Raw genomic sequence first — 14,459 nt, 5'->3', positions numbered from 1 at the left:
GCCTAGATTGGTGAAACTATCCGTTAAATGTAACTTCATTCAATAATTCAGTACCATAGGCTGTAGGTTTAAAAACATCTCTGATTTCGTCGTTTTTAGTGTGTCATTCCGTTGTAAACCTTATTCTAAAAGTTTCATGGTTTTTGAGTTGTTAAAACCTTGTGCAAAAAACTTTTCTAACCTGCTGAGGTGTGTATTTAGCTAGGCAACGGTGTTAAGAGTGTATATAAACTGTTTGCTCCCCCCTATACCTTATATCTATCGGTTCGCTATACAAATGTATATCTATAGGTTTTAGCATTTGGGTGGGGCAATTGCCCCACCTGCTTGTTTAAAATAACGCTGTTAAACTCAAAAGTTTATCGGCAGCTTTTAAATTTAGTTATCTATTCATTGTCCTGGGCAAACATTGCCTGAACAAATAACATCTACATCTATGGTTAAGGTTTTTATATTTTCATTATTAGTTAAATCAATACTTATCAGTTGATTATTATCAAGGTGAAGCACAGCCAACGAGGTGTTATTGGATACATCAATATTGGTCAGTTGGTTCTTATTAAGGAAAAGCGCAACCAACGTGGTGTTCTTGGATACATCAATATCAGTAAGTTCATTATCACCAAGGTTAAGAATATTCAACGCGGTTAGTTGTTCAATACCCAAAGTGGACTCTATAGATTTCTCTGTACAATCTAGTATTTTTAGGTCTTCTATATTTTCTAAGCGTGTATCTAGCACACATTGTTTAAGATTATCATCTCTAAAGTTAATTCTTGTTAGTTTAGTTTTTGCTTCATTGGTAATCGTGTTGTTATCAGAACTTCCTCCACAACCTGCAAGCAGAAAAATGAATGAAAAGATGATTAATAATTTTGATTTTGAAGTACAACACATTAAAAGTAATACTTTAATTTTTATTTAGACTTGAGGATATTTTTTTAGAAAAATATAAGCAAAACTTCAGGAAGAAGTTAAAAGGTTGTAATAAATATTTTGTTTCATTTATAGGAGCTGACTTATCCCATGCGGTCAATAATCGTTTGTGCTGCTTATATATTTTTATATCCATATTAAAAATAATGGGACAGATAAAAAGGCTACAATGCAGTTAATAAATAAAAGAGAGCTGTCAGTAAATCACATTACATAACAAACGCTTTAACCAAAGGGTGCAAAACAGCAGGCTTGTGCGCCTTTGGCTCTAAATTGTTTCTGTCTAAAAACGAGTTACTTATTTTTTAATGCATAAAGGGCATAGCTATGAACAAATTAACGATTATAAAAAAGCAGGTATTGCAAAGGTTTTAATAACAAACCCACCAGTTAATACTCTGACGATTGATTTAATGAACAAGTTAAATCAATTCATTTTATCAATGGAGGATGAGCGTGAAACGAAAGTTGTTGTGCGCCTTTATCAGATTAATTTGGTATTGAAGTATTCAACAGACAGAGACAATTCAGTAATGCAACTAGAGCGTAACTAATTAACGATGAATCGCTCAGAGATTGTTGCGATAGAAAAAATAAATTAAGCCTATGTTTCTCAGATAGTTAGTTTCTTAGAAACATGCAAGTTGAGATGACTCCACCATTTTTTATAAAGGGGAGAGAGACGTCACTATTTGATTCAGAACTCTGATCAAATCAGCTTTTTTGTATGGTTTTGTAATAACATAATCAAAAAGTGAACCAAGCTTTTTTTCTTGAAAAATATCAGCAGTTACAGCAACTTTAGGCTGTTTGCACTGTAATATTTTCAGCTTTTCTAAAGCTTGTAACCCAGACATTCCTGGTAAGTTGATATCAAGAAAGAAGAGATCAAAAGTATCTAAATTCGACATTTCAAACAACGCCTCAGCGCTTTCGAAAATCGTATGTTGGATACCAAGTCGCTGTAACATCGCCTTAATTAACATCTGGTTAAGCGCGTTATCTTCAACAACACAAATACGTAGTTTTTCAAAGCTCTGTACTTCGATTGGTTCAGGTTCTGAACATTGCTCGCATCCGTCAACAGGCAGTGATATTGAAACTAGGGTGCCCATACCTAAAGTACTCGATAACTGAATTTTGCCTTTCATTAGTTCGACTAACCCTTTAGAAATGCATAGACCCAAACCTGTACCTTCTTTTCTTTGCATACCGACTTGTTTGAATTTATCAAACAGTAGGACTTGGTCTGATTTACTAATACCTACGCCTTGATCAGCAACTTCTATGTGTAATTTATCTTTATTTAAATAGAAGCGAACATTAATCTGCTTTGTTTGTGGCGTGAATTTAATGGCATTGCCAATAATATTTACAATGACTTGCGTTAATTTTGTTTTGTCAATATTAAAAAAGCGCGAAGTAAGGGCACCATCGATATCGTAATTAAGTTCTACCTCTCCCTGCTGTGCTTTACTTCCCATCATACTCATAATGCTTTGAAATAATTTATCCAGGTTTACTGGTTGCGGTTTTAGTTCCATCTTTCCCGCATCAATTTTTTCTAAGTTGAGCACCGAGTTGACTATTTCTAGTAGCTGATGACTACTAAACTCGATGTTTTGTATATATTCAAATTGCTCTTTTGTTAGAGCCCTTATATCGGCAGACTCTTTTAAAACTTCGCTAAAACCTGTAATGGCATTGAGCGGAGTACGAAGCTCATGGCTTATTGTTGATAAGAACTCGTCTTTTGCACGGTTTGAATCTTTCAATTGTTTTACTTTTAGCCGAAGCTCTAGTTGAGCGATGACTTGCTTAGCCAGTGTTTGAAGTGCTAAACGCTGCTCGTTCGTCAATTTTTGTGGTTCATCACTGATTGCGCAAAGTGTGCCTATTGCTTCGCCATTTGGAGCACATAAAGGAGCGCCAGCATAGAAGCGAATTTTAGGGCCGTCGGTCACTAAAGGATTATCAAAAAAACGCTCGTCATTTCGTGCATCTTCAATTTCGAAAATGTGTTCCTCTAAGATTGCATGTGAGCAAAATGCTATTTCCCGGCTGGTCTCATCTGCATCAAGGCCAACCTTTGACTTAAACCACTGTCGATTACTATCAACCAGACTGACCAATGAAATCGGTGTATTACAAATGACAGATGCCAATTTAGTAATATCGTCAAAACACTGTTCAGTTTCTGTATCAAGCACTTTATACCTTTCTAAGGTTCTTAAGCGCAGATTTTCATTTACGGCAAGTGGGGCACTTTTCATATTTAGTTTCCATGCAATAAAAGTTCTCAATTAACATTAGCATCAAGCTTCAGATGCGGCAAAGCTGTTTCTAATTATGAAAAAATCTTGATGTGAGTTCGAGATAGATATTGATATAATTTTCAGGAGTTTAGATGTTCTAAAAGCGGTATGTGTTATTAGGGAATTATAAAAAGTGTGCGTTTTTAACGCAAAACACTTGCTTTTGTGGAACGTTCCAATATCGTGTGTCTTATTTAGAAACTTAAAGAATGTGATTATGTTTAAAAAAAATAACTTGATAATGCTTTTAGCTGCAGTGTGTTCGCAGGCAGTACTCGCAAAAGATATTGTCCTTTACGATATTACAGATAAGGAGTCATTTACTGTACAGGCACAACATCCTGCGTTTGTAGAAAACGAATCCGTTGAACAATTATTTGATAGTTCAATTCACAGTAAATTTTTGTCTGATAAATCGCAAACTTGGGTGCAAATTGACTTTAAGGGTGCGTTTCAAATTCATCAATATTCTTTAACATCAGCAGGGGATGCTCCAGCTCGAGATCCTAAACATTGGCAGGTAAAAGGCTCTGTTGATGGTAAAAATTGGTTTCTCTTAGACACCCAAACAGAGCAAAGTTTTGATTCAAGAGCACAAACCAAAACTTACACCGTTGCAAATAGCCAGCAAGCGAAACACGTACGCTTTGAGTTAAAACAACAGGGAACAACGAAATGGGGTGATAGTTATTTGCAAGTGGCCGATATAGGCTTGTTTGCTGCCACTGACCTTCCCTTAGCATCATTTGAACTTGATAAGCGCATTGTAAGGCTAAATGAAGAAATCACCATTACAAATACCAGTGATAACGATCCTGATGATGTCGAATGGATAATACCTGGCGCAAAAATTAAGCATGTGGGCAATGACGTAAAAGTACGCTTTACTAAGCCGGGTAGCTATTCGGTTACGTTAAAGACTAAAAACAGCACTGGCACAGACAGTACCACACAAAAAAATGTCATTAAAGCCATGGATATTCATCGTCCATGGGCTGGTCTACAGTTACCTAAAGTAGTGGTCAAGCTTGAAGACACTGAATCTGCTGGCGCGAAAAGGCTGATTAAATTGCTGCCAAATATCGAACAAGCGATTAATGAAGTCACCCGTGACTTAGTGCCTATGCTGTATAAAAATTTCACCGAAGTACCAGAGTTTGAGCAGGTTACATTTAGACTAAAATGGATGGATACACTCGCTTATCGTGCGGGTGATTATTCAAATATGGAAATCGCATTCAGCAGTAAATACATCACCGAACGACTAGCCAATAAACCAGATGAACAGGTCACTTACGAGTTGCTTGGTGTGCTTTGGCATGAGCTGACCCATGGCTATCAGTTATTCCCGCAATCAGCAACGGGCTCACCAGAAGAGACCCATGCCTTTATTGAAGGGGTTGCAGATTTAATTCGTATTAATGCAGGCTTCCACAAGACTCGTAGCCCTGAGCCTTCTGAGACTTGGTTGGGTGGCTACACAAATACCGGGTTCTTCTTATCTTGGTTAAGTAAACGTTATGAAGCGTTTGAGCATCAATTTAATGCTACAGCAACTGAGTTACCAGATTGGACATTTGCCGCCGCTATTGAATATGTGACAGGCGAAAAGGTCGAAAAGCTTTGGCAAGAATATCAAGCTGAACTCATTAAATAATAAATTTCTCCTTTTTTAAAATGGTCATAATTGCTTCCCATTAAGTGAAAATGACCACTTCTTGCATTTGAATATATTCAAATCTCCTTTTCATCATTAACACTTTAATGCTCGTTAAATAACTTGTAATAGATAGTTACAATTAGATGAACTTTTATTTCCTAAATTGTTGACAATGATTAAATGGTACGCAATTATTGGAACGTTCCATGCTGTTGTGAGTTTATTGATATTCACTTCAGTATTTTTTTAACTCAAAAGTGGAACGTTCCATAAAAATAAATCTTAGAGGCTAAGATGAATAACAACAAAATTTTAATGCTATCGCCGTTGGCACTGGCCGTGTCTTTGTCGATATCTGCTTCTGCAACTGCAGCAGAGCAAAATCAGGTCGAAGAAAAAGTTGAACGTATTGAAGTAACGTCTTCACGTATTAAGCGTACTGAACTTGAGGGTGTTACAAATATTCAAACGATTACATCTGCAGATATGGTTAGAAGTGGTTTCACTAATGTTTATGAAGCGTTAAGTAGTGTGACTGCGGCCAACGGCCAGATCTTAGGTGAAGTTGAAACGGGTTCTTACACGCCGGGTGCCAAAGAGCTAAAGTTGCGAGGCTTAGGCCCTGAGTACACGCTGATCCTAGTAAACGGAAAGCGTTTAGCCTACTACCCAATGCCTTACGGTGGTCAAACTAACTTTGTTAACCTTGATATGATCCCAACAGCCATGGTTGAACGCATTGATATTCAAACGGGTGGTGCATCAGCGATTTATGGTTCAGATGCGATGGCGGGTGTTGTTAATATCATCACGAAAAAAGGCATAGATTCTCATTATGTTGATGCCTATTATGGTCAAGATACTTATGGAACGGGCGCTAAAAAAGGCTTAACTTTTGTTGGTGGTTTCCAACAAGACGAGTTCACATTCGACTATGCACTAGAGTATAAACATACTGATCCTTTGCTATCAGGTGACAGACCTTATCATGATAGTGTGTGGGACAACCCAGATCCAAAAGCACACCACGAAACAAACCGTTCAATCACTGTTTGGGCTGACAATACGGAGTTTAAAAACCAGTATTCAGCACAGTACTGTAACTCTGAGCAAAACCCGCATCCACGCGCTGTACAGCATTTTATTGAGCGAAATAGTTATGGTGCAAGCTGTGGTTGGGATGAAACCAGCGATAAGTTACTTCGAAATCAATCAGAAGCATTCAGTGTTTACATCAACTCAGAATATCACTTAAACGATCAGCACAGCTTATTTGCGAATGGCTTCTATATCGATCAAGAGAAAAAAGGCCGTCGTAACACTTTCTTCTGGGGTCATCATGAGTCAATTCATGGCGGTACATTCTGGGATCCAGATATCGAAAACCAAGAAGGTACACTGGGTGCACCGGTTAAATACATGTGGCGAGTGGTTGCTGATGAAGAATATACCGAAGATGGCTTAGGTCGTACGTATAACGATACGTCACTGTCTTTCAATGTGGGTATTAAAGGTGAGATTGGCGATTATTACTATTCAGTAGGTTATAGCCGTGCAAACTATGACTTCAATGACCGCTATTTACATCATACCAACGAGGGCAACCGTTTATTGAAGGGTCAACAATACGGTGAAGTAAATGGCATGCCTGTTTATCGTCCTAACTATGAAATGTGGTTTGCGCCGTTAACACCAGACACAGCAATGCAAATTGCCGATTGGGCAACGTATGACGGTAATTCGTTCAATAACACTTTTACAGCCGATATCACAGGCGACTTATTTGAATTACCTGCTGGGGCCGTTTCTTTTGCCGCTTATGTTGAAGCGATGAATGAAGGCACACGTGCAACGCCAGATGCGCGTATTCTAAATAAAGAGTTTGTGGGTTTAACTGGTGTTATTACCGAAGGTGAACGTGACCGTTATGCTGCTGCAATGGAGTTTTTAATTCCAATTACAGAGCAATTTGATGTAGAAACGGCTGTTCGTTACGACCATTATGACGACATTACTGATGTAGGCGGTGCGCCAACTTATCAGCTTGGTTTTACCTACACCCCAGTTGAATCTTTAGTACTTCGTTCTGCTTATAGCACGACATTCCGCGGCCCGAGTATGTCTTCGGTTTATCAAGGCTTCTCAGGAAACTTTGGCTCTGGCAACGACCGTATTACCGCCGATGCGTGTGCAGTACTTGCTGCCCAAGGCGAGGTGTCAGGCTATGTAACTGATGCGCTAACAGCGACCTGTGAAAACGTCGATTTATCGAACCCACAATTGGCTTCATTACAAGCGAGCTTCGAAACGGTATCTGCGGGTGATCCGACTTTGAAAGAAGAAACTGGCCACTCGTTTACAGCAGGTTTTGTGTATGAATATTCAGAGAATCTTTCGTTTAACGTTGATTTTTATGACATCGTTATTAAAGACAAAATCAAAGTACTGAGCGCAGGCAGCATTCTTCATACTATGTGGGAGTGTAACGAAGGCATTCAAGATCCAAACTCTCAACTTTGTAAAAACACTGCGGCCCGTATTCAACGCTATGATGAAAATGGTAAAGGTACAGATCGCTTAGGCAACCCAATCTCGGGTGATGCCTATACGCCACACTCAGTGCGTCAAGGTTATATCAATGCCTCAGAAACTCAAGACGGCGGTATTGATATAGGCGTGCGTGGTTTATTTGATACTGGCTTTGGAACGTTCCGTTATAAATTTGAATACAACAAAGTATTAAAGAAGAAAGAACGTATTGAAGCGGGTGATCCACTTAAAGATATATTAGACGATCAGAACAATTACGACTTCAACGATACCGCAAGCTTTAGTTTAACTTGGCAAAAAGAAGATACTTCGATCTCACTATTGAGCCTTTATAAAGGCGAAATGTGGAACTTAGCGCCATATGGCGAGCGTCAAAAGCTACCGGCTTGGTACCGTCACAACCTAACTTTTGGCCAATTCATTGGTGACAACACCCGCTTGATTTTCTCTGTGAAGAATCTACTCAATGCAATGCCACCGCAAGACGAAACCATGGGTAGCTATCCGTTCTATTTGGGCGGTAACTACGACAGCATTGGTCGTGAGTTTGTATTGCGCATGACTTACGAGTTCTAACAAGAATAATAAGGAACGAACATGAATAAATTTACTTTATCAGCACTGGCATTGTCGGTTTCGGCGATTCTGGTTGGTTGTAATGATGGCTCAGGTTTTACCTCGACACAAACCGAAGCAGAGCAGAGCACGCAAGTGACGGAAGCTGCGGGGTCAAGTGCACTTCGCAATATGTCACAAGATAAAGGTGCAGAAATCGAAGCTGTATTGGCCGAAGGGGTAACGTCTCCTGATGGTGAGCAGGTCGGCAATTTAATTGACGGTAATCACAGCAGCAAATTCTTGGCCTTTGATAAAAAAGCCACTGTGATCTTTAAAGCGGCGAAAGCGACTGCTTTGCAAAAATACCACTTTGTTTCGGCAAACGATGAGCCTAAACGTGACCCTAAGAACTGGGTTGTATATGGCTCAAACGACAAGCAGGAATGGGTTGAAATCGATTCTCGTGCTAATGAAGCGTTTACTGGTCGTGCTGAGTTAAAAGCGTACGAACTTGAAGGTGAGCAAGCAGCTTATCAGTACTTTAAATTCGACTTGGAGCACGGTGGCACAGACAGCTATGGTGCTGATATTACTCAGCTTGCAGAGCTTGAATTAATCGTGATTGCAGAAGCGCCTATCGTGTCGTTTGGCGCGTCTAACTTAACGCCTGAAGTGGGCGAGCTTGTGGTATTTGAAGATACCTCACTAGTTAACCCAACAAGTTGGCAATGGACGTTTGAAGGCGGCACGCCTGCAACCAGCACTGAGCGTAAACCGCTTGTTCGTTTTAACGAACTGGGCGCGAAAACTGTGACTTTAGTTGCTAAGAACGACAAGGGTGAATCTGAGCTAGTTAAAACTGACTTCATTCGCGTTTGGGATCCAGCCAGCCCTTGGGCAGGTTTCCCTCAGCCTACAGTGACATTCACTAAGAATAAACCTGCGCATCCAGGTCAAGCGGTACTTGAGCGAGTTATGCCTGACTTAGAAGCAGAAATTCACCGAATTTCTGAGTTGATCGCTAAGCGTTTATTCAACAATGTCACCGAAATTAACGTATTTGAATCTGTTGAATTTATAACTGATGAGTATGACTTCCCAGCGGCGAAAGGTGGTACAGATAAAAACATGCAATTGATGTTTGATCTTAACCATATTGCTAATCAAGAAGGCAAAGGCGACCAAGCTATTCGTGACGAGATAATCGGTGTACTTTGGCATGAGCTGACCCATGGTTACCAAAATGTGCCAAATACAGGTGATTACATTGAAGGCACTGACCATCATACTTATCTTGAAGCGATGGCGAATTTTATTCGAATCGAAGCGGGTTTCTATGAGCATGCGCGAGCAAATATTGATTGGTTAGATGACATCAATAAAGATGCGTATAACCAGACCTCATTCTTCTTGGAGTGGGTAGTAAACACGAACCGAAATATCGACTTTATGAATGAGCTAAATGCAGCTGCAAAGGCATTACCTGAATGGTCGTTTGATGCCGCATTTAAGCATATTTTTGGCGATAATAGAGGCCTCGAAGTGATTGTTGGCGAATACCAAACTTACCTCAAATCACTTGGTAAAGTCCCACCTTATCCGACACCAGTTGTAGGCTTTAATAATGCATTACAGTTTGATGGTGTAACGGTGACGACCAATGCAAGCCATATTGGTATTTGGGGTGAGGGTCCAGAAGCCCTAGCTGATAACGATATTCGTAAGAAGTTTAATGCGGTTGTCGAAGCACCTTGGTGGGTACCAGAGTATCTTCCTGATATTTTACCGATAAATGAAGTTGAAGCAGTGAATGCTGATTTTGTGTTACCACAATCGGTTAATGTAGCGAAATACTCGATTGCCACTGCTGGTGACAACGAAATTCGCTTCCCAACGAGCTGGCAAGTATTTGGTTCAAACGATGGCGATACATGGACACTAATTGATGAGAAAACGTTTACAGGTATACCTGAGTTATTAACTACTTACACCTACGAGATTGAAAAGCCAGTTGATGTTCAACACGTTCGTTTCTCATTTAAGAATGAGCGACAAGGTGAGGGGGTAGGCGGTGACAATGGCAGATTAGTACAAATCGGTGAAATCGCGATTTGGACACAAGATTAATATTTTCCCTAGATTATTAATGTGAGAGTCAAAGCCGGTTTTATACCGGCTTTTTTCATTTTTCATATCAAATATTAAAAGCAAAGTTAGACAACACTTATATCGTGGTTTTATATATGATGAACTTGCGGCTGCACTGAGTTATTTATTTAGCGATTTTAATCAAATAATTACTAACTAAATTATAGAGATAACTATGTATATAGATGATGTGCTTCCCAGCGATTATGGTGAACTGCTGAGCGTTTGGGAAAACTCAGTCCGAGCAACTCACAACTTTATAAGTGAAGAAGATATCGCGTTTTTTAAGCCAATCATCATTGAGCAAGCGTTTCCGAATGTTATTTTACATTGTATGAAAAATACAGCGGGCGCAATTGTCGGTTTTATTGGTGTTCATTCAGAGAAAATAGAAATGTTATTTATTTTGAATGAATATAGAGGGCAAGGTATTGGCAAATCATTATTAAAGAACGCATTGAATTTTCATTCCATCAATAAGGTCGATGTGAACGAACAGAACCCTCAAGCATTAGGTTTTTACGAAGCGATGGGGTTTAAAGTTGTTTCTCGTTCGCCTTTAGATGATATGGGGAAACCATTTCCTATCCTCCATATGTCTTTCTGATGGGAAATAAAGTTTATTAAAACAATTTAAAGTAAAGTGAGCTCGATGAAAGTTAGCAAATCAAGACAGAATTAACGCCCAAAGCCAATAACTTTGGGCGTTTTCAGTATAAATAATGATTGCATAAAGCTGTGTGACTTGTATTTCAAAATACCTCCTCCTTTTCAGATGTTTTTAATATAAATTTCTCAAATCCCTTTTCAAAATTTTATTTCTTTTCAATGACTTTATTTGATGTTAGGTTAATTTTTTAAAAAATAGGAACATGGAATGAAGTTAAATCAATTACTTGTCATATTGGCAACAGCAATGCTTTTTGGCTGTGGGGGGTCTGGTGAAAAATCACAACCACAAACACAAAGTTCAGATTTACCCCAAGATATATCAACTCCACCACCAAATGAGGGCGAACCAGAGAGAACGGATGATGAATTCACCGTTCAAATGGTCACACAAAGCTTATGTGGAGAAAGTATGAGTGAAGGAGTAGTGATATTTCACCGTCAAGATGGTCGCGTTTTACTTGAATTGGAAACTGACTCTGAAGGTGTATTGTCGACAAAATGGCCAAAAGACACAAAACATTTGAGCTTTATAAAAATTAGCGAAAATGAAGGAGAAATGCTCAGGGAAATAATTACTTGGGCAGATATATCAGAGCACGACCTGTTCGAAAAAGTCTCATTTATATCATCAGAATGTGGCTGTCAGCAAATTGACTTTGACTTAACTTCATTAGCGTCAAGTAATCCAGGCTATTACATCAGTGGATTGACTAATCAACGTGAAATAGTTACTAGAACAACAATCAGTAGTTTATGTAATTCCTCAGACTCAACATTGCTTTTCATCGACAATGGGTCTGAACAAGATGTTAGGGCGGGTTTATTTACCACTGATGATGGTTCGATAGTCATACCTAATGACAGTGATTTTAAGTTGGCTGGGGATCGGATTAATCTTCCAAATTCACTTTACGAGCAATCTTTGACTATTTTTCACATCAATCAAAATGGTCAGGTGATGTCTCAATCTTCTAAACCAATGTATATCTTCAGTCATGATACGTTAAAATACTACTTAAATAGCGAATCTAATACTGTGGCTTCAAGCGAATTCAATTGGGCAACACACTCGAACACAACACAAATTATTGAAATGAGTGGCGACATTGAACCTTATCAACCTATAGATTTAACCACTGCATTAGAGGCTGCGGTCACGCAATTTTCCGAGGAGGCGACAGCAACAGTGTCCCCTTCTTTTGAATTTGCCAGTGTAGACCCTCGGATTGATCAAATTCAATTTTATGTGTCGTGGCGAGACCCTTCAAATGGTAAAGTACAATGGCGATTCAATGGCAAGCCGTCAGGAAGTTTCCCTGATTTCTGGCTAGGTAGTCAAGTTCAGCAAGGAGTTTCAGGGGCGACTCCTGTTTCTAACTATTTACAATTGAATGCGACCAACTTTTCTGGTGAGTATGAAGCGTATGTAAGATATTTACATCAAGCAAATCGAAATATATATACTGATTTTAATACTGATTTTCTGTCAAACAGCACATATTTTCGAGTGGACGGAATCTTAGATAGATAAGAGTAATAATCAGAACATAGAAAATCATATGTTGAAGTATCGGCATATGATTTTTTACCAGTAAACAACCTTTAGTTATTATTGGGTCATTCTTTTCAATTTTGTTCAGACAATGTTTTCAGACATTTCCCAGTAATTATTTTAAAAAATCTTCTATCACCCGTAATACATGGCGTTAGTTTTATGATTTATACATAATTCTAATATAAATAGCATAAATAAAAAGTGAATGAGATTTTCTAGGAAGTCAACAGATTCATTATTGTTCCTAAAAGCAAAGCGAAACTTTAATACTTTTAAAAACGCCCAAGATTAATCCTTGGGCGTATGAAAATAATGAAGACTAGTACTGAAGCTGGCCGCCAGATTGAATAAACTGTACGTAGTCATTCCAAGCTTGGTCTACGCCAACCCCAAGTAAGTCGGTAAATACACGATCAAACGACCAAGTGTAATTTGGATAATCAGCTGCTGATTGATTGAACTTACGTATGAATAGTGGATCTTTTTCTTGTTTTATATAGTGTAAGAAAAAGCCCGTTGTTGTGTATCCGCCCAACCATCTTCTCGAATTGCCAATGTCTGGCTGACGCGTTTTGTGGTAGCCAGCACCAATACGTACTGCATCAGCAAGTCCTTCGGTATATGCCCAAAAAGGACCAGCATCACCATAGCCATCCCGAGTTATTGGTGAGTTATTATAACCATGTGTTATTTCATGATACAGAATGCCATCAATTTCATCTCTTATTGAATTATCGTTATTGCCGCTTTCTCTATAAAGCCTTTCTAGGTGACGAGTACTCACAGCAATAGTCATTTCACCAGAGCCATCTCTACCAGTTTTATAGGCAACAAAGTCATTACCCCATGGATCCAATGCTCGAAGCTCGAAGCGCAAATTTCTAAAACGAGAAGACTCTCTAGGATCTGTGTAAAGTACTTGGGCAACATCAATACAGCGTTGTGCCATGTGGTTTGCTGGATTGCCAAGTATACGATTTGCTAGCCTTGAGCCCTCTGTCTCTGGGTTCATATCAACAAAGTCAACAACAGGTTTTTGCCATAGTCCATCATCACCGCCACCAGAATCTTTTTCTTCAATGATATTGATTTGATAGTTTGTCTGTGACCAGCCATATACAGAGACGTAAAGACTATTGCCTTGTGCTTCACAACTTTCAGTTGCAGTGGGTGAAGTACTGGCACAGGTGTAGTTTACCTTGTCTGGTTGACTACCGAGACCAATATATAGGTCTGCATCACCAGAGCCTGAAGTCGTCGCTTTTACTTTACCTGTTACGTTAAATGGACCGTAATGTTGCCAGCTTCCTTGGTTTAAGCTGTGGCTGTCTTGCAGTGGCAAGTTATCAACTGGCGGAGGGGTTACTGAACCACCAAATAGCTCTATTTCGGCCAATTGTAGAATATTCGCACCATTGTTTGCTGTTACATTTAAACGAATAAAAGTGTAAGCGTCTTGGTTATTAAACGAATATTGTTTTTTCTCGTAACGCGATGCAAAGCGCTGATTAGTTTGGGTGTCTAAATCTGTCCAATTTAAACCATCGTTAGAGCCTTGAAGTTGCCAATCTTGCGGATCGCGCTGTTGTGCATCGTTTGCCGAGGTAATGCTATAGCCGGTGACAACTTGCTGCGTTGAGAGCTGATAACTTATCCACCCAGTAGGCTCAAAAGTGAGCCATTTGGAATATCGATTATCATCAAACGCCTTATCCGCAGTTTCGCCATATTGGCTGTTTTCTGCTGATGCACTGATGGCATTTGGATCTAATTGAGTAAGGTCATTACTCGTGGTTGAACTTGCATACACTTGGCTTGTTAAACCTGCCAACAATAGCGATAGGGCAAGTGGTGTTTTTCTTATCAATTTGATGTTGTTCATAATAGCTTCCTTTAATTGTAACGTTCCAAGTTTTAATCTGATCTAAGTTAGGCAGATTTGGTTAATATAATTTTGGAACGTTCTAATATTTTGCTCAGGTATGAAAATTGTCAAATTTTATTTTACACAACATTTACATTTTGATGGCTTTTTTATGAATAGTTATATATTTTTTAGTGGTTT

At 39.0% G+C, this 14,459-nt stretch carries 9 protein-coding genes; 6 read left to right on the top strand and 3 right to left on the bottom strand.

Annotation, left to right across the window (positions count from 1 at the left end; genetic code table 11):
• Positions 1-390: 390 nt before the first annotated feature.
• Positions 391-897: a hypothetical protein gene (locus tag ACGHEH_RS05280; protein ID WP_390442519.1), complete on the bottom strand. Its 507-nt coding sequence runs from the start codon at positions 895-897 to the stop codon at positions 391-393.
• A 347-nt stretch (positions 898-1,244) separates the two neighbouring features.
• On the opposite strand from ACGHEH_RS05280, the gene ACGHEH_RS05275 reads away from it, so the two are divergent.
• Positions 1,245-1,490, top strand: coding sequence for a hypothetical protein (locus tag ACGHEH_RS05275; RefSeq protein WP_390442517.1), 246 nt, complete (start codon positions 1,245-1,247; stop codon positions 1,488-1,490).
• A 111-nt stretch (positions 1,491-1,601) separates the two neighbouring features.
• Here the strand turns inward: ACGHEH_RS05275 and ACGHEH_RS05270 are convergent, their stop codons facing one another.
• Positions 1,602-3,209, bottom strand: coding sequence for an ATP-binding protein (locus ACGHEH_RS05270; RefSeq protein ID WP_390442515.1), 1,608 nt, complete (start codon positions 3,207-3,209; stop codon positions 1,602-1,604).
• A 259-nt stretch (positions 3,210-3,468) separates the two neighbouring features.
• Between ACGHEH_RS05270 and ACGHEH_RS05265 the strand changes: the two genes are divergently transcribed.
• From ACGHEH_RS05265 to ACGHEH_RS05245, 5 genes are all read left to right on the top strand, one after another.
• Positions 3,469-4,908: a basic secretory protein-like protein gene (locus tag ACGHEH_RS05265; RefSeq protein WP_390442512.1), complete on the top strand. Its 1,440-nt coding sequence runs from the start codon at positions 3,469-3,471 to the stop codon at positions 4,906-4,908.
• 297 nt (positions 4,909-5,205) lie between these two features.
• Positions 5,206-8,037, top strand: coding sequence for a TonB-dependent receptor plug domain-containing protein (locus tag ACGHEH_RS05260; RefSeq protein ID WP_390442510.1), 2,832 nt, complete (start codon positions 5,206-5,208; stop codon positions 8,035-8,037).
• A 21-nt stretch (positions 8,038-8,058) separates the two neighbouring features.
• Positions 8,059-10,146 carry a basic secretory protein-like protein gene (locus ACGHEH_RS05255; RefSeq protein ID WP_390442507.1) on the top strand — a complete coding sequence of 696 codons (2,088 nt, stop codon included), beginning with the start codon at positions 8,059-8,061 and terminating at the stop codon, positions 10,144-10,146.
• Between the two features lie 196 nt (positions 10,147-10,342).
• Positions 10,343-10,774, top strand: a complete 432-nt coding sequence (locus ACGHEH_RS05250; RefSeq protein ID WP_390442504.1) for a GNAT family N-acetyltransferase — start codon at positions 10,343-10,345, stop codon at positions 10,772-10,774.
• A 270-nt stretch (positions 10,775-11,044) separates the two neighbouring features.
• A complete protein-coding gene (locus ACGHEH_RS05245) occupies positions 11,045-12,370 on the top strand; it encodes a hypothetical protein (protein ID WP_390442502.1) in 1,326 nt (441 codons plus the stop codon).
• 343 nt (positions 12,371-12,713) lie between these two features.
• On the opposite strand, the gene ACGHEH_RS05240 is transcribed toward ACGHEH_RS05245, so the two are convergent.
• Positions 12,714-14,276, bottom strand: coding sequence for a basic secretory protein-like protein (locus ACGHEH_RS05240; protein WP_390442499.1), 1,563 nt, complete (start codon positions 14,274-14,276; stop codon positions 12,714-12,716).
• Positions 14,277-14,459 lie beyond the last annotated feature (183 nt).

Origin of the sequence: Pseudoalteromonas sp. MTN2-4, assembly GCF_042848605.1 — a bacterium.
Classification (GTDB): Bacteria; Pseudomonadota; Gammaproteobacteria; order Enterobacterales; family Alteromonadaceae; genus Pseudoalteromonas.
This window is presented reverse-complemented; position numbering and strand designations above follow the sequence as displayed.